This window comes from Chryseobacterium aquifrigidense, assembly GCF_006716485.1.
Classification (GTDB): Bacteria; Bacteroidota; Bacteroidia; order Flavobacteriales; family Weeksellaceae; genus Chryseobacterium; species Chryseobacterium vietnamense.
Genome location: NZ_VFPD01000004.1, coordinates 127,903 through 145,338, shown reverse-complemented (window position 1 = coordinate 145,338; position 17,436 = coordinate 127,903). Strand labels below are relative to the sequence as shown.

Here is a 17,436-nt window from a genome sequence, read left to right as displayed (position 1 = left end):
AAGAAAACCCTTCTGAATTGAAAAATTTTTTATTCAATCCTTCGGGATTTCCTTGGATTGTATCAAATTTTATTCCACCTGCCCAGGTTGATTGTGATTTTTTACTGAAAAAACAGAAACACGCCCTGAATATCAGAACGTGTTTCTTTATTGAGAAGTTAATATGTTATAAGTTGTTTATTCTTCAATGGCGATGTCAATGACTTCCTCCATTCTGTTTACGTAATGTACTTTCAGATTTTTCAGATAATCTTTTTTGATCTCCTCAACGTCTTTTCTGTTAGCTTCACAAAGAATAACATCTTTGATTCCTGCTCTTGTTGCAGCAAGAAGTTTTTCTTTAATACCTCCAACAGGAAGTACTTTTCCTCTTAGTGTAATTTCTCCGGTCATCGCAAGGTGAGGCTTTACCTTCTTGTTTTTAAATGAAGAAACCATTGATGTCAGCATCGCAATACCGGCAGACGGCCCATCTTTAGGTGTTGCACCTTCAGGAACGTGCACGTGGATATTTTTCTTTTCGATGTCTTCCTGAGGAATCCCCAGTTCATCATGTTTAGCTTTAATATATTCCAAAGCAATAGTGGCGGATTCTTTCATTACCGTTCCCAGGTTTCCTGTCATCGTTAATGCCCCTTTGCCATTGCTTAAAATACTTTCAATATAAAGAATATCTCCTCCTACACTTGTCCAGGCAAGGCCAGTGACAACCCCGGGAACTCCAGTGATCTCGGATAAGCTTTTTGGTCTTGGTACGCCAAGAATTTCATCTATTTTTTCCACTGAAATTTTTGGATCATATTCCTTTATCAAAGCAGTCTGCAGCGCTACCCATCTTCCAATGGCTGCAATTCTTTTCTCCAGAGTTCTTACACCACTTTCAGAAGTATGCGCTTCTACAATATGCTTAAGTTCGGTATATCCAAGTTTGAATGATTTGGCATCGAGCCCATTTTCCTCCTGTTGCTTTTTAATTAAATGTCTTTTGGCTATTTCAATCTTTTCCTCCAAAGTATAGCCGGCAATCTGAATGATCTCCGTTCTGTCCAAAAGAGGAGTCTGTATTGTTGAAAGTGAATTTGCAGTAGCAATGAACATCACTTTTGAAAGGTCATAACCCATCTCCAGGAAATTGTCATAAAAAGACTTATTTTGTTCAGGATCAAGCACTTCTAAAAGAGCTGAGCTAGGATCCCCATGAAGCCCCTGTCCGATTTTATCAATCTCATCAAGAACAATTACCGGATTTGATGTGCCGGATTTTTTAATGGACTGTAAAATTCTCCCTGCCATAGCACCGATGTAGGTTTTTCTATGTCCGCGGATTTCACTCTCATCATGAAGACCACCCAGTGATAATCTTACATATTTTCTTCCTAAAGCATCAGCAATAGATTTCCCTAAAGAGGTTTTACCAACACCCGGAGGCCCTACTAATAATAGAATAGGAGACTTCATGTTGTTCTTTAGTTTTAAAACAGCCATGTGCTCCAGAATTCTTTTCTTGATATCTTCCAGGCCAAAGTGTGCTTTGTCAAGCACCTTTTCAGCTTTTGCAATATCAAAAATATCTTTTGTATAGGTTTCCCAAGGCAGATCTGTAAAGAAATCCAGGTAGTTTCTCTGAACATTATAGTCCGGGGAATTAGGATTCTGACGTTGAAGTCTGCTGATTTCCTTTTGGAAATGGTCTTCTACTTCCTGGCTCCATTTTTTTGTTTTAGCCTTGGCAATAAGATCTTCCACATCACTTTCAGGTCCGCCGCCAAGTTCCTCCTGGATCGTTCTTATTTGTTGATTCAGGAAGTATTCTCTCTGCTGCTTGTCAAGATCCTTTGATGTTTTCTGATGAATCTGATTTCTCAGTTCCAGTTTTCTGAAATCTTCATGCATCAGTTCGTAGCACTGGTTAGCTCTTGTCATCAGGCTTTTTTCTTCAAGCAGTTTTTGTTTTGCTATTGAAGAGAAATTAGCATTCGTGCAGATGAAATTCAGAAGATCATCATTATTGTTAATATTTTTGATCGCGAAGTTGGCAGCATTAGGAATGTTAGGATCCAGTTCAATGATCTTTAAAGCAAGGTCCTTGATATTCTCCAACAATGCTTCATATTCTTCCTGATCTTTAGGTCGGGTATCTTTTAATTTTGATATTTCTGCTTTGAAATAAGGTTGGTTATCAATGATTTTTTTTATCTTAAATCTGTGAAATCCTTTGGTAATAGCTGTAATGTTACCTTCAGGAAGTTTAATGATCTTAATGATTTTTGCCAGTGTACCGGTAGTATATATATCTTTTTCGGAAGGTTGTTCAAGATCCGAATTTTTCTGGCTAACAATTCCAATAAAATCTCCGTTTTTCTGTGCCTCTTCAAGAAGCTGTATAGAGGTTTTTCTCCCCGCAGTAATAGGAATTACCACATTGGGAAACATAACCATATTTCTTACAGGAAGTATAGGGAATATTTTCTGTTCGGAATTTTTATCAGTCTCTGCGAAGTCGGAAAGATTGATTTCTTCAGTTACGATATCAAATCCGTCACTGATCATTTCTTCTAAACTAATATCTTCAAATTCTGTCATAGTCAATCGAATGACAAATTGTCATTTTCGTTTTTTATCGTTAAAGGAATTTTTTATAATATACTCTGAAAACGTGTGGCATATTATAATATTTTAAAAATGCACAATACTTATGCCATTTGTTTTTTACTTAAAAATACGGTCAAAATTTCCTTTTTTAGATAATCTTTGCATTAAAAATCAAAATAAAGCAGTTCTGTTTCTGTAATTTCTTAAAAATGTGTATTTTCGCAAACTGATAAAAAACTATAATTTATAAAATGGCAATTTTAGGACAGATTAGGAGTAAGCCTTGGCTTTTAATGGGAGTAATAGCCTTAGCGCTTTTGGCGTTCCTGGTGAACCCCGATAGTATCGACAAGGTTTTTGGTAAAAATCCTGACGTTTTAGGAAAAGTAAACGGTGAGAAAATCACCCGCGAAGAGTTCAATGATCAGCTTTTCGTGTTGCAGCAGCAGGCTGAACAGCAAGGTCGTCCGAAAAACGGTCTTGAAGAGCAGGCTTGGCAGTTACTTGTACAATCTAAACTTATCAAACAGCAGTTTGAGAAACTGGGCTTTGAAATGACTGATGATTATTTCTGGAATCAAATCCAGTACGATCAGATGTTTGCTCAGAATCAACAGTTCTTTGATGAGAAAGGTAACTTTAAAACTCAAGAGCTTAAAAAAGAAATTGAAACATTACAAAACACCAATCCTCAAGGATATACTCAATGGTTGAAAACCAGAAAGACAATCGAGTACAGACTAATGGCAAGACAGGTGTTTACCAATCTTTCAGCAGGGATTACTACAGGTAAGAAAGAAGCTGAAGAATTGATGAAGCAGAGAGATCAGCTTGCAGATATCGACTTTGTAAAAGTAGATTACGCGTCTTATCTTCAAAAAACAAAGATCAATGTTACCACACAGGATCTTGCTGATTACATCAAGAAGCACCCTGTAATGTTCAAAGCTGAGCCAAGCAGAAATATAGGTATTGTATTTTTCCCATCTAAACCGAGTGCAGCAGATGATGCCGCAGCCTTGAAAGAAATTACAAAATTATATTCAGGAGGTACAGATGCAAGTGGAGGAGCTGAAAACTTCCAGAATACTAAAAATGATTCTATGTTTGTTGCAGCAAATTCTGATGCACCGTTCAATCCTCAGTATCTGAATCCTGCTCAATTGCCTCCAACAATCAAAGATCAGATCACTGCTGCCGCAGTAGGTCAGACTTTTGGTCCTTATAAAGAGCAAGATGTATACGTAGTATCTAAATTGGTAGGTAAAAGACCTTCAGATTCTACTTTATCAAGACATATCCTTATTGCATTCAAAGGAAGCCCTGCAGGTGAAGGGGTTACAAGAACTAAAGAGCAGGCTAAGAAATTAGCAGACTCCATTGGTGCTATCGTAAAAGCTACTCCTGGTAAATTTACAGAATTCCTTAAGCTTTCAAGTGATCCGAATTCTGCCGCTCAGGGTGGTAGTCTTGGTTGGACAACACCAGAGACGCCTTTCGTTCCGGAATTCCTTGCTTATCTTGCAAGCAATCCTAAAGGAGCTACCGGAGTAGTAGAAACACAGTTCGGTTACCATATCATCAATATTGAAGATAAAAAATCAGGATCAATGGGGTATAAAGTTGCTAACCTTGTGAAAGCAATCAAACCTTCAGATGCTACTGAGGCTGAAACAGACAAAAATTCAAGAAAATTCATTCAGCAGGTTCAGGGAAAATCTTTCAACGATTTCGTGAATATTGCTAAGAAAGGAAACTATCAGTTCTCCAATCCAAAAGCCGCAAAAAGATTTGAAGGTCAGCTTCAGGGCTTAGGTACTGAAAAAGATGCTGATATCCTTGCATGGGCTTTTGATAAGAAAAGAACAAAAGGAGATACTGAATTATTTACAGTAGACGGAACAGGAGATAAAATTGTAGTATATCTGAACGGAAAACAGGAAGCAGGTCTTGCTGATCCTGAATCTGTAAGAGATCAGATTGAAACTATCGTTAAAAATAAATTGGCCGCAAAACAAATTTCTGATAAAATTGCAGCAGCAAAAGCTTCAAACTTGGATCAGATTGCTAAATTGTTTGCCGCTCCAAAACAATCCGCTCAGGTAAACCTATTAAATCCTTCAGTAGCTGGTGCTATGGAGCCTAAAGTTGCCGGTGCAGCATTTGGTGTTGCAAAAGGTAAACTTTCTAACCCGGTTGAAGGAGGTACAGGAGTTTATGTTTTGATCAAAAAATCTGAAACCGTAAACAAACAGCCTGGAGATCTTAAGCAGTTTACAGAGTCTCTTACTCAGAGAAGTGCAGGAATGTTCGGACAGGCCTGGATGAAGAGTCTTCAGGATAACGCAGATATCGAAGATTACAGAATTGAGATCTGGAACAAGCTGGGAAATCAGCAACAATAAGAAATTCATTTCAATGATATAAAAGCGACAAAATTTTTTGTCGCTTTTTTTGTATTTAACGCAGAATAATAAAGGAAAAGATTTATTTAAAATGTATTATATTTGCTTATTAGAAAAAAATTAGCAAGTGAAGTTCAGTAAAGAATTAAAAGCTGGTGTGATTGCACTTCTAGCTATCGTAGGCTTTGTGGTGTTGTTTCAGTTTATGAAAGGGAAAAGCCTTTTTACTACCGACAATATATTTTACGCGAAATATGATAATGTTGAAGGCCTCGCGCAATCTTCAGCAGTTTCTATTAATGGTTTGAAAGTAGGACAGGTAGACAAGATTATTCCTATCACCTCAAAAGATGGCAAAATTAATTTTGTCGTAAAAATTACAGTCGACAATAAATTCGAATTTTCAAAAAATTCAACATTGGAGATCTTTGAACCGGGATTAATGTCTGGTAAAGAAATGAGAGTAAACCTTATGTATGGAGGGGCGACGGCAAAAGACGGGGACACTTTAAAAGGAGCTTTCAAACTGGGAACATTGGGAAGTCTTTCTTCTCAGGTTGGTCCGGTAAAAGATCAATTGCAAGTGGTACTACACAGAGTAGACTCCTTAATGACCAATGCCAACCAGGTTTTCGATGCTCAGAACAGAGCTGAAATAAAAGCTTTATTAGCCAACCTTAATAAAACAGTAGGAGCATTACAGGCAACAGCAGGAAGTGTAAATACGCTTGTAGGACATAATGATCCAAAACTGCAAAAAGTGCTGGATGATGCCAGTCTTACTATGCAAAGTGGAAAAGTTACATTGGATAAATATGGAAATCTGGCTCAGAGCATTGATACTAAACAGCTGAATGCAACGATTGCCAATCTGGATGCTACAGTAGGAAAATTGAATCAGGTGATTGGCGGTATAGACAAGGGTGAAGGAAGCTTAGGTAAACTGATGAAGGATGATCAACTGTATAACAACCTGAATTCAGCTTCTTCCAATCTTAATACATTAATCGAAGATATGAAAGCGAACCCGAAGAGATATATCAACTTCTCGGTTTTCGGTAAAAATAACAAAGACTAATACGCCTTATGCAGTACATCGATAACATTATTTTCCTGATTTTATTAGTGGCGGGATTTGGCCTGTTTGCCAAAAGCCTCCAGAAAATTTATAGAAATATCAGGTTAGGTCACGAAATCAATAGAAACGACAGAAAAGGAGAACGTTGGGAAACAATGGCCCGTGTAGCCATGGGACAGAGTAAAATGACGGCACGCCCTGTTGCGGGAGTTTTACACCTTTTTGTATACGTAGGTTTTGTGATTATTAATATTGAATTAATAGAAATCGTTGTTGATGGAATATTTGGTACACACCGTTTTTTATCAAGCATTTTCGGCCATACATTTTATAATTTCTTTACTGCAACATTAGAGGTTCTGGCACTTTTAGTGGTGATCGGGGTGGTTATTTTCTTTATCCGCAGAAATTTTTACGGAGTGAAGAGATTGACCATGAAAGAACTTTTCGGTTGGCCAAAAAATGATGCCAACTGGATTCTGATTATTGAATTCGCCTTAATGATGGCTTTCTTTATGATGAATTCTTCAGACCTTATTTTACAGTCAAGAGGTATTTTAGCAGAGCATGGAAGCTTCCCGATCAGTGAAATGACATTGGTTCCGTTTTTAGAAATTTTCAATTTTGACAGCGGATTTTTAATGTTCACAGAGAAAGGGGCATGGTGGTTCCACTTTGTAGGAATCCTTTTCTTCATGAATTATCTTTATTATTCAAAACATTTACATATTATCCTTGCATTCCCAAGCACATGGTATGCAAATCTTGAGAAAAAAGGAAAATTCAACAACCTTGAGTCTGTTACAAAGGAGATCAAACTAATGATGGATCCTAATGCAGATCCTTACGCAGCACCGGCTGAAGGAGCAGAAGCTGATGTACCTTCTAAATTTGGAGCAGAAGATATTTTTGATCTGAATCAGGTACAATTGCTAAATGCCTATTCATGTACAGAATGCGGACGTTGTACTTCCGTTTGCCCGGCTAATATTACCGGTAAAAAACTTTCTCCGAGACTGATCCTGATGAAAACCAGAGACAGACTGGAAGAAGTAGGAAGAAACATCGATAAAAACGGAAAATTCGTTGATGACGGTAAAAAACTGTTGAACGATTATATTACAAAAGAAGAACTTTGGGCCTGTACCACATGTAATGCATGTACAGAAGCCTGTCCGGTATTGCTTGATCCGCTTTCCATTATTTTTGAAATGAGAAGATTCCTGGTGATGGAACAGTCTGCTGCGCCACAGGAACTGAACCTGATGATGACAAACGTGGAAAACAATGCTGCCCCTTGGCAGTACAATCAGGCCGACCGTCTGAACTGGGCATCAGAAAACTAGATAATTAATCAATTTGAAAATTTGAAATTGATTATGGTTTATATCACTTTCAAATTTCCAAATTCTCACATTTTCAAATTGAAAAAGAAATGGATTTCAATATAAAAACAATGGCAGAATATGCTGCCGAAGGAAAAGCTCCGGAAGTTTTATTCTGGGTTGGATGTGCGGGAAGTTTTGATGACCGTGCAAAAAAAATTACAAAAGCATTTTGCAAAATACTAAATAAAATAGGGGTAGAATTCGCAGTTCTGGGACAGGAAGAAAGCTGTACCGGAGATCCTGCGAAAAGAGCAGGAAACGAATTTGTATTCCAGATGATGGCGCTTACCAATATCGAAGTATTGAATGCTTATGAAGTAAAGAAAATCGTAACTGCCTGTCCACACTGTTTCAATACCCTGAAGAATGAATACCCAAGCCTGGGAGGTCACTTTGAGGTTGTACACCATACTCAGTTCCTTAAAACTTTAATGGAAGAAGGAAGACTGAAAATTGAAGGCGGTGCATTCAGAGGGAAAAAAATTACTTTCCATGATCCATGTTATCTGGGACGTGCCAATGATGAATATGAAGCTCCAAGAATGCTTCTTGAAAAGCTGGATGCTGAACTTGTAGAAATGAAACGCTGCAAAACCAACGGACTTTGCTGTGGCGCAGGAGGTGCACAGATGTTTAAAGAACCTGAAAAAGGAAATAAAGACATCAATATTGAAAGAACGGAAGAAGCTCTATCTTTTGAGCCTAAGGTAATTGCTACAGGATGCCCATTCTGTAATACCATGATGACGGATGGAGTAAAACACTTTAACAAAAATACAGAAGTTGCCGTAAAAGATATCGTTGAACTTCTTGCTGAAGCAGAAGACTTATAATTGTAATCTTATACAGGTTTATGAAGCTGAAATGGAGACTCTCCTTTTTGTTTATCATTTCAATACTTGCTCTTCTTACATTCTGGAATTATCAGAACAGAGTATATGATTGGGATATGCCCGGCTACATGGGTTGTATGTATACTTCCGAGTTCCCGGATTCTCCGGATAAAGTCCGGATTATTACCTACGAAGACATAAAAAAAGAGGCTCCTGCAGAACATTATACAGACATTATCGGAATAAAGCAATGGGACATCCCAAGGCAGTATTTCGTGAAAAATACACAATCTTTTACAGAACAATTACCCTATTTTCAAATCAAAGTAGGGTATATTCTTGTGATCACTCTTTTTTATAAGCTTGGGTTTACAGCGCCAATGGCAGTTCTGTTTACCAGCCTCATTTCTTATTTCTTTTCAGGAATATTACTCTTTTATATCCTGAAACTGCTGTTTCCCAAAAAATATTGGCTTGCGATAATTGTAACAGTTGTCGCAATGCTTTTACCTCCAATGACTTACATGTCGAGGGTTTCTACACCAGATATGTTTATTTTCCAGTTTATGCTGATCTTTATGATTGGGTTAATCAAAAAATGGAACAACTGGGCAATGTTTGTACTTTTATTCGCTATTACGTTTATACGGCCGGACTATATTACATTTACCCTGACTTATATTATCGCTGTTTTCTTTTTCCATTACTTCCGGGAAAAGAAAATTGATGTTTCTTTTATTGCACAGGGAATCGTACTTCTGGCGATGTATCTCGCCATCATTAAGTTTTATCATTATCCTGGGTGGAAAGATCTCTTTTATGATACTTTTATTGACAGAAGACCTATTATTTCAACACACCCGATAGACGTTAGTTTAAAAGACTATCTGAGTATTATTTATATTAAGATCATTTATTTTAAAAAAGTAACTTTGTCGTTAGCTATTATGATCGGAGTGATCTTCTGGCGTTCCAAAGATGCATGGGTGAGGATGATTGCAGTTCTTTTTGTAGTGAATGTCTATATCAAATTCTTCTTCTTTCCGCAGTCGGCAGCTTTAAGGTTTTTCTTTCCTTTTATCTTTCCGGTTTTCATAGTAATGCTCTATGTACTGAGTAGAAAATACAATGATCTTAAACTCGGGAAAATTGCGTAATTTTGTCTTCACAATGATATGAACATTCAATAGTAATTATAATAGAGATTGACGGTTCATTTTCTTGAAATATAAATATTTACATTATGAAAATCGAAGAATCTAATATTGTAGAAACCAACGACTACAGAGTCATTATATATCCGGCTTCAAGACCTTTCGAAACCAAAGAAGCAAAAGCCATTACTGAGAAACTGTTTGATTTCCTTGCAACATGGGCAGCCCATGGTAAACCACTTTCTTCTTCTTTTAAAATTGAAAAGAACCAGTTTATCATAGTATGTGTGGACGAAGAAAAGGAAATGGCTTCCGGATGCAGCATTGATGCTTTAGGAAAAGTGATGAGAGAAATTGATGAAGAATATCAATTGGGCCTTTTCGATAGAATGAAAGCAAGCTTTGTAGAAAATGGTGAAGTGAAAACGCTAAAATTAATTGATTTTAAAACGAAGCTGAGAAACGGAGAACTTTCAGAAGATATCCAGGTTTTTGACTTCTCTAAAAATACTTACCTTGATTTTTTAAGCCACTTTCTTCTTCCTTTGGAAAAGAGCTGGGCGGCTTCTATAAAATAATCGCTGTTAGGCTGATACAAAAGAATAATCATAAAGTGGAAAATATATTTCCACTTTTTTGTTTTAATGTATATTTGTACAGATTCGAGCAGATACTCATGCCTAAAGTACTTTTTTTAACGACCTCACACAGCTATAATGATGACCGCATTTTTTATCATCAGGCAAAGGCTCTTAGAGATAATGGGTTTGAAGTAAAAATATGCAGTTTATATGCAGAGTATAAAGGTTTTATGGATGGGATTGAAGTAGAATCTTTTGCCGTTCTTGAAGAAAGTATAGACACAAAAATGGAAACTTTCCGGAAAGTTTGCAGTGCCTATCGTCCGGATTGTATCATTGGCTCTGAACCTCTGGCTATTGCAGCAGTAAAGAAATTTGTAAAAGAATATAAAATAAGCTGTATTTATGACATTACGGAATGGTATCCTTCCATGTCAATGCTTCAAAAATACCGCTTTCCTGTTAAGATTTTTCAGGCATTAAAGTTTTCTCTTATTCAGTTGTATGCAGGATTTTTAAGTACCCATTTTATTTTTGGTGAAACAACAAAGAAGTTCCCTTTAGCTTATTTTTTTGGATTTAAAAAGCAAATGATTCTGCCGTATTATCCGGATCCTGTTTACATTCATGAAAATATAAAAGAACTCACTCCCGGAAGCATCACACTATGTTACACAGGTCAGATTTCCAAAGACAAAGGAATTGAGAATTTCTTCAGGGCAATAGACAGGCTGCGGAAGAAACTGCCGGCACTACACATCAGGATTCTGATTATTGGTTCAACTGTACAGGAAAGCGATAAGCTCTACTTTTCATCATTATTGCAGAAATATGCTTTTGATGACGTCGAGATCAGAAAGCCTACTAATTTTGAAACATTTACAAAAGCCTTTGTAGAGGCTGATCTTTGTTTTGATCTTCGGGAAATTAACTTTGAAAACAATCATTCACTGCCCATAAAACTGTTCTATTTTATGGGAGTGGGAAAACCAGTGATTTATTCAGATTTGAAAGGAATCAGGAAGCATATGGGGAAGCTTTCGTTTGGAAGTCTGGCTGATCCTCATGATGCTGAAGCCATCTCGGATATTATCATCAATTATATCAGGAATCCGGAGCTGTATCAATCCCATGCTCTCAATGCACAAAAAGAGTTTAAAGGAAAATATAACTGGGAAATTATAAAAGATATCTTCGTTGATTTTGTAAAAAAATCTATTGATCCATAATCGCCATGCAGCTTACTATTATTAAAACATTTGTCTCACGTTTTCTTATTCTGATCCTCAGCTTCGGGCTGGTGATCTATTCTACGAATATGTGGGGAAGTGAGGGAAAAGGAACCATTTCTATTGTGGTGGCCAATGCTGCTGCAGTAAGTTTTTTCAGCAGTATCTTTTCCGGAAGCAGTGCTTCTTATTTCGCGTCAAGGTTTAAAATAGAGAAGGTTTTATTGTATGCCTATCTGTGGTCTCTCCTGACGGGTCTTTTAATCCCGTTCTTATTCAGTATTGCTTCTATTCAGGGGGAATATCTATTCTATCTTATCGGAATTTCTGTTTTCTCTTCACTATTATCCACCAATATCAGCCTGTTTATTGGAACACAGAATATTAAAAAGTTCAATCTTTATACTGTTTTACAACAGCTTGTACATATTATCTTCTTAGGAATACTGGTATATGTGTTCGGCAAGAAAGATGTTTCAGTGTATTTTCTTGCCCAGATTGGATGTCTCGCCTTGCTCTTTCTCACCAGTTTTTTTCAGATCATAAAAAAATGTACTATTTCTGAAATATCATTTTGTAAAGATGTGGGAAGAAACATGTTTGAATATGGCTGGAAAACGCAATTGAGTGCCTTTGTCCAGTTTTTGAATTACAGACTTTCATTTTATTTTTTAGAATATTTTGAAGGTATTGCCAGCGTCGGAATATTTTCCATCGGCGTTACTTTTTCGGAAGCTATATGGACCATTACGCGCAGTATTGCTGTGATTTTATACTCAGATGTAGTCAACAGTAGAAGCAAGGAAGAATCAATTGGAAAAACCAAAGAATCTTTAAAGCTGACTTTTTTTCTGATGATAGGTTTCGTCCTGGGAATCATTATGATACCCTCTCAGGTATATGTGGTGATCTTCGGGAAAGAATTCAGGGATACCAAAGAAATAATGCTCCTTCTATCACCGGGAATTTTTGCCATTGCCATCAGTGATATGGTGGGACACTACTTTTCAGGAATGCGCGAGCTTAAAATCCTTAATATCAAATCAATTGTGGGTCTGGTGGTTACCATTGTATTGTCTTTCATAGCGATACCCAGATGGGGTATTTTAGGAGCCTGTATTGCAACTACATCATCCTATTTTGTTTCTGCATTCCTGTTGTTCAGAAAATTTTACAATTCCACTCCGTTTATTTTGAAAGATTATATGATCACAAGAGAAGAGATACAGCTTTTAAAACAAAAATTTTTAAAGAAATAATTACTTCATACACAGCTACAAAATAAAGTCATTTTCCTATTTTTACAGATCTATTAACTCTTTACTATGTGCGGAATCAGTGGTTATTATTCATTTCATAAAAGTATTTCCTCTACAAATATTCTGGAAATGAATCAGGCAATCAGACATCGCGGGCCAGATGATGAAGGGTTCTGGCTCTGCAATGCCAACCAGGGAGTTGCTTTTTCAGGGAATGATTCCACACAAAAAATTAAAGAACAGTTTCCGCTTTTAAGCGAGAAAAATTCAGCTATTGCTTTGGGTTTCCGAAGATTATCCATTATTGATCTTTCTGAAAAAGGACATCAGCCCATGCTGTCAGAAAATGAACAGATCATAATTACCTTTAACGGAGAGATTTATAATTTTAAAAAACTGAGGAAAGAACTTGAATCTTTGGGACATTCTTTTCACAGTAGTTCTGATACTGAAGTTATTCTCACAGCCTATCAGGAGTGGGGAAATTCTGCTTTTGCAAAGCTGGATGGAATGTTTGCCATTTGTATTGTAGATCTTATCTCACAGAAACTTATACTGGCAAGGGACAGGGTAGGAATGAAGCCGCTTTTTTATCATCACAGTAAGGATGGACTGGTTTGGGGATCAGAAATAAAAGCATTACTGAAGAATGAATTGGTAAAGCCTGAAATCAACTGGAATGGGGTGTATACTAATTTCCTTTTTCAGACAACATTGGCTCCGCAAACCTGTTTTCAGCATATTTTCTCTCTGGAGCCTGCTTCTTTAATGACTGTTGATTTAAAGGATCATAAGATCACCAAAGAAAAATTTTGGGAATTGCCTTCGCTGCTTTCAAAAGATATTTCAGAAGAAGAAGCGGTAAGAACAATAGATGCTCTGCTTTCTGAAAGTATTTCAGAACAGTTGTATGCAGATGTTCCTGTAGCAGTGATGATGAGCGGAGGAATAGATTCTACCTTAATTGCTTCGAAATCAATGTTTTTCAATGCTGATATTAACACGTACACGATATCTTATCCATTTTCTGAAGAAGAAGTGAAAAATGCATCCGTGGCTGCCAGACATTTTGATGTTTCACATGAGATTAAAAAAGTAAGTGATGAAGAAGCTTTGGAAAATCTTAAAGAGAATATCCAACACTTTGAAGAACCTTACAGCAGTTTTGAAGTGTTAATCAACGCTGCAAAATATGCACACGATAAAGACTTTAAAGTAGTCTTAAGCGGAAACGGAGCTGATGAACTTTTTGCTGGCTATTCCCATACATTGAAGCTGAAAAGATGGCTTCTGATGAGAAATTTTAATTTTATAAGCCCTTTTATCTTTACGAAAGATAAGTTTTCGCAAAGAGTAAAAAATTATTTCTCTCAGGATTATATGTTTGATTTTTTCAGACAAAGTCAGAGCAGTATGATGCCCGTGGAAGCTAAAAGTCTTATTAATCCTCATATTTATAACAAAATTGAGACTAATCTTTCAAAATATCATCTTTCAGAAACCAAAAATTATTCAGGGTATTTTGAATATGATATGAAGTATTCATTGTCTTCTCACCACGTTTTCCGGGATGATATGAGCGCAATGAAATACAGCGTAGAATTCCGCTACCCATATCTGAGTAACAGCCTGATAGATTATGTATCAGCCCTTCCCGAAAATATTAGGTTTAATGGAACTCAGAACAAGCCATTGCTGCGTAAAACAGCTGAAAAATATCTTCCTGAATCCGTTTTGAATATGCCTAAGAAAGGATTTTCATTTCCTGTCGGTTATTTCATTAAAAACGAAAAAAGACTAAGAGATTTTATTACTGATAATCTTGAAAGTTTAAAAAAGAGAAACTTCTTCAATACCGCAGTGATTGATGAATGGTGGAATCATCAGGAACATGAATATGATTGGGTGAAAATATGGCAGCTGGTTACCTTTGAGTTATGGTATCAGAAATATTTTGAAGAATAAAGAAGGAGTCTATAGATTAATATTTTACCTTTGTATTTATGATGAAATATTTTTGGAGTATACTGGTTGCGGTTTTTGCACTGATAGGTTGTAAAAGTGATGATGATTCTTTGCAGAGAATAGATCAGGCTCTTAATATCTATGTGAAAAACAGTGCTGGCCAGGATCTTTTGAACAGTAAGAAAACCGGATCTTTTACGGGATATTCGGTGAATGATATTTTTGGAAATAAAGATAATTCTCCGGTAAGTATATCATTAAGGATGACAACCGATTCATTGTTTTATATGGATTATCTGGCAGGAGCAAAAAGAAGAAGACTGGATTCTATCAGTCCTGATAATCCGGGAACCGGAACTTCCTATTTTTCCAGAATGCAGATTACCTATACAAAGAGTACTAATGTTGCTGAAAATGTGATTGATACTTTGGAAATTCAGTATCGTAATACACCAACAGTATTCCAGGTTTCAAAGGTTTTGTATAACAGGGTTCCGGTATTTTCTAAAGATGCTGATGCACCAACTTCGATAAATACCGTTACGATCACAAAATAATTTTTAAATTTGTACAATGTTAGCTTATTATAAGCTAAACATCTAATATTTAACATCTAAATAAAATGTTACAAGTCAATTTTTTGCGCGACAATAAAGAACGCGTTTTAGAAGGTCTTAAGAAAAGACAATTCAAAAATCTTGAGTTGGTGGACGAGGCTATCGCTGCCGACGACGAAAGAAAAAGAATCCAGTTTGAACTAGATTCCCAACTTTCCGAAATCAACAAAATTTCGAAAGAAATCGGTCTTTTGATGAAAGAGGGGAAAAAAGAAGAAGCGGAATCTGCAAAATCTAAAACAGCACAATACAAAGAGTCGAGCTCAGAATTGAAATCCCAGTTAGAAGTTAAAGAAAACGACCTGCTGAATATTCTGTACCAACTTCCGAACATTCCCAATGAATTGGTAAAAAGCGGAGCTTCTGCTGATGATAATGAAATGATTTTCCAGTCTCATCCGGTAGAAGGACTTGGTGAAGGAGCTATTCCTCACTGGGAACTGGCAAAAAAATACAACCTTATTGATTTTGAATTAGGAGTAAAAATTGCCGGAGCTGGTTTCCCTGTTTATTTAGGGAAAGGAGCAAGATTGCAGAGAGCTTTGGTTCAGTATTTCTTAGATAAAAACGTAGAAAAAGGATATACGGAAGTAAATCCTCCTCACGTTGTGAATGAGGCATCTGGTTTTGGAACCGGACAGCTGCCGGATAAAGAAGGGCAGATGTATTATATCAACGAAGATAAATTATATCTTATTCCTACGGCTGAAGTTCCTGTAACGAATCTGTACCGTGATGTATTGCTTGATGAGAAAGACCTTCCCATCAAAAATACGGCATTCTCTCAATGTTACAGAAGAGAAGCTGGAAGCTATGGAGCTCACGTAAGAGGATTGAACCGTCTTCACCAGTTCGAAAAAGTAGAAATTGTAAGAATTGAAAAACCTGAAAATTCTTATGCTGTTTTGGAAGAAATGGTAGAGCATATCAAAGAAATCCTTACAGATCTTGAACTTCCGTTCAGAGTATTAAGACTTTGTGGTGGCGATACAGGTTTTGCATCTGCAATGACTTATGATTTTGAAGTATGGAGTGCTGCTCAGGAAATGTGGCTGGAAGTAAGCTCAGTGTCGAACTTTGAAACATTCCAGGCCAACAGGTTAAAATGCCGTTATAAAGGAGATGGTAAATCTCAGCTGGTTCACACCTTAAACGGATCAGCAATGGCGTTACCAAGAATTATGGCTGCATTGCTGGAGAATAACCAAACAGCAGAAGGAATTAAGCTTCCTAAAAAGATTGCAGAATATGCAAGATTTGATGTAATTAATTAACCAATCATGTTTTAAGATAAAAAAGACCACCATTCCGGTGGTTTTTTTATTTTAAAATCTTCGTAGATAATTGTTTAGCCATTAGTTCTTGTACTGGCTTTTCCTTTTGAGTTTTTTATTCTAAATTTTTAGATATACTGTTTATTTTATTATTTCATTAATCGATTATCATTGGAGTTTTAGCAATTATTCAAGTTAATGAGAATTAAATTATGTTTTTTTTATTCGTTTATTTAGTTTTGCCAGATCATTGATAGGTCGACGAAATTTTTATTTAAGGAATTATTTACCAATACTTTATTAATATTAAAAATAAACACAAACAAATGAAGAAAAATTTAATTTTCGTAGGATTTCTACTGTCATTAACGTTATATGGACAAGTTGGGATTAAAACGGATACGCCACAAAAATCATTACATGTTAATGGATCGTTACAGATTACCAACGAATTCAATGTAGGAGGAGATGCCAGAACAGCAGGATCTGCAGGATCAGCGGGACAGGTATTGATGTCTCACGGTGCAGGAGCAGCACCCACCTGGAATTCTTTGCAAGGACTTAGTGGTCAAACTTCTCTTGGCTTCAATGTTTTTAGTAGCGGAAAGAGTGTGAATGGCTCTTCAGCATTTAATTCAATTCCAGGGCTCAATTATAATTATACAGCTCCGGCTGATGGTGTTTTACTTATCCAGGCTAATATTTATACGGCATTGGGAGAGGCCTCCGGATCAGGAAGTCTTGTTTTTTCCAATACTCAGATTGTGATAAAGGTTAATGGTATTGAGACATTTTATGGAATGTCAACACCAATAGGACATCCCTCTGCAGGTATGAACCCTGAAACGACAGTTATTATTGGTAAAATAAATGTAACCAAAGGAGCTGCCTATGCTTTTGACATAGTAGCAAAAGATGTTTATAAATTTGGAGGTACTACCGGTGCTTATGCAGGTACATTTACCTGGAATACATATTCTTCACAATCTTCTATTGTAGCAACGTTAATTGCTAATTAAGCACATTAAGAAAAAATAAAGGCCCGGCTCTGTGGTCCGGGC

General features: G+C 36.6%; 13 protein-coding genes. 12 read left to right on the top strand and 1 reads right to left on the bottom strand.

Annotation, left to right across the window (positions count from 1 at the left end; all coding sequences use genetic code 11):
* Window positions 1-177 precede the first annotated feature (177 nt).
* Window positions 178-2,583, bottom strand: a complete 2,406-nt coding sequence (gene lon / locus FB551_RS21460) for an endopeptidase La (RefSeq protein ID WP_142018870.1) — start codon at window positions 2,581-2,583, stop codon at window positions 178-180.
* Window positions 2,584-2,843: 260 nt separating this feature from the next.
* On the opposite strand from lon, the gene FB551_RS21455 reads away from it, so the two are divergent.
* The 12 genes from FB551_RS21455 to FB551_RS21400 all read left to right on the top strand — a co-directional run bounded on the left by FB551_RS21455 (window position 2,844) and on the right by FB551_RS21400 (window position 17,394).
* Entirely contained in the window at window positions 2,844-4,997 is a 2,154-nt protein-coding gene (locus FB551_RS21455) for a SurA N-terminal domain-containing protein (RefSeq protein ID WP_142018869.1), read from the top strand.
* A gap of 127 nt (window positions 4,998-5,124) precedes the next feature.
* Entirely contained in the window at window positions 5,125-6,075 is a 951-nt protein-coding gene (locus FB551_RS21450; protein WP_047428857.1) for an MlaD family protein, read from the top strand.
* Between the two features lie 8 nt (window positions 6,076-6,083).
* A complete protein-coding gene (locus FB551_RS21445; RefSeq protein WP_047428859.1) occupies window positions 6,084-7,421 on the top strand; it encodes a (Fe-S)-binding protein in 1,338 nt (445 codons plus the stop codon).
* Between the two features lie 89 nt (window positions 7,422-7,510).
* The gene (locus tag FB551_RS21440) at window positions 7,511-8,296 is read left to right on the top strand and encodes a (Fe-S)-binding protein (RefSeq protein WP_047428861.1); all 786 of its coding nucleotides are present in this window, start codon (window positions 7,511-7,513) and stop codon (window positions 8,294-8,296) included.
* A 20-nt stretch (window positions 8,297-8,316) separates the two neighbouring features.
* Window positions 8,317-9,453, top strand: coding sequence for a hypothetical protein (locus tag FB551_RS21435; protein WP_142018868.1), 1,137 nt, complete (start codon window positions 8,317-8,319; stop codon window positions 9,451-9,453).
* An 86-nt stretch (window positions 9,454-9,539) separates the two neighbouring features.
* Window positions 9,540-10,028: a hypothetical protein gene (locus FB551_RS21430; protein ID WP_123277632.1), complete on the top strand. Its 489-nt coding sequence runs from the start codon at window positions 9,540-9,542 to the stop codon at window positions 10,026-10,028.
* Window positions 10,029-10,126: 98 nt separating this feature from the next.
* On the top strand, window positions 10,127-11,260 hold the full coding sequence (locus FB551_RS21425) for a glycosyltransferase (RefSeq protein WP_142018867.1): 1,134 nt from the start codon (window positions 10,127-10,129) through the stop codon (window positions 11,258-11,260).
* A gap of 5 nt (window positions 11,261-11,265) precedes the next feature.
* On the top strand, window positions 11,266-12,519 hold the full coding sequence (locus FB551_RS21420) for a lipopolysaccharide biosynthesis protein (RefSeq protein ID WP_142018866.1): 1,254 nt from the start codon (window positions 11,266-11,268) through the stop codon (window positions 12,517-12,519).
* Between the two features lie 66 nt (window positions 12,520-12,585).
* A complete protein-coding gene (asnB, locus tag FB551_RS21415) occupies window positions 12,586-14,484 on the top strand; it encodes an asparagine synthase (glutamine-hydrolyzing) (RefSeq protein ID WP_142018865.1) in 1,899 nt (632 codons plus the stop codon).
* 38 nt (window positions 14,485-14,522) lie between these two features.
* Complete coding sequence (locus FB551_RS21410; protein ID WP_142018864.1) at window positions 14,523-15,041, top strand: hypothetical protein; 519 nt, start codon at window positions 14,523-14,525, stop codon at window positions 15,039-15,041.
* 65 nt (window positions 15,042-15,106) lie between these two features.
* Complete coding sequence (gene serS / locus FB551_RS21405; RefSeq protein WP_047428874.1) at window positions 15,107-16,375, top strand: serine--tRNA ligase; 1,269 nt, start codon at window positions 15,107-15,109, stop codon at window positions 16,373-16,375.
* Window positions 16,376-16,701: 326 nt separating this feature from the next.
* Window positions 16,702-17,394: a hypothetical protein gene (locus FB551_RS21400; RefSeq protein ID WP_047428875.1), complete on the top strand. Its 693-nt coding sequence runs from the start codon at window positions 16,702-16,704 to the stop codon at window positions 17,392-17,394.
* Window positions 17,395-17,436: the final 42 nt, after the last annotated feature.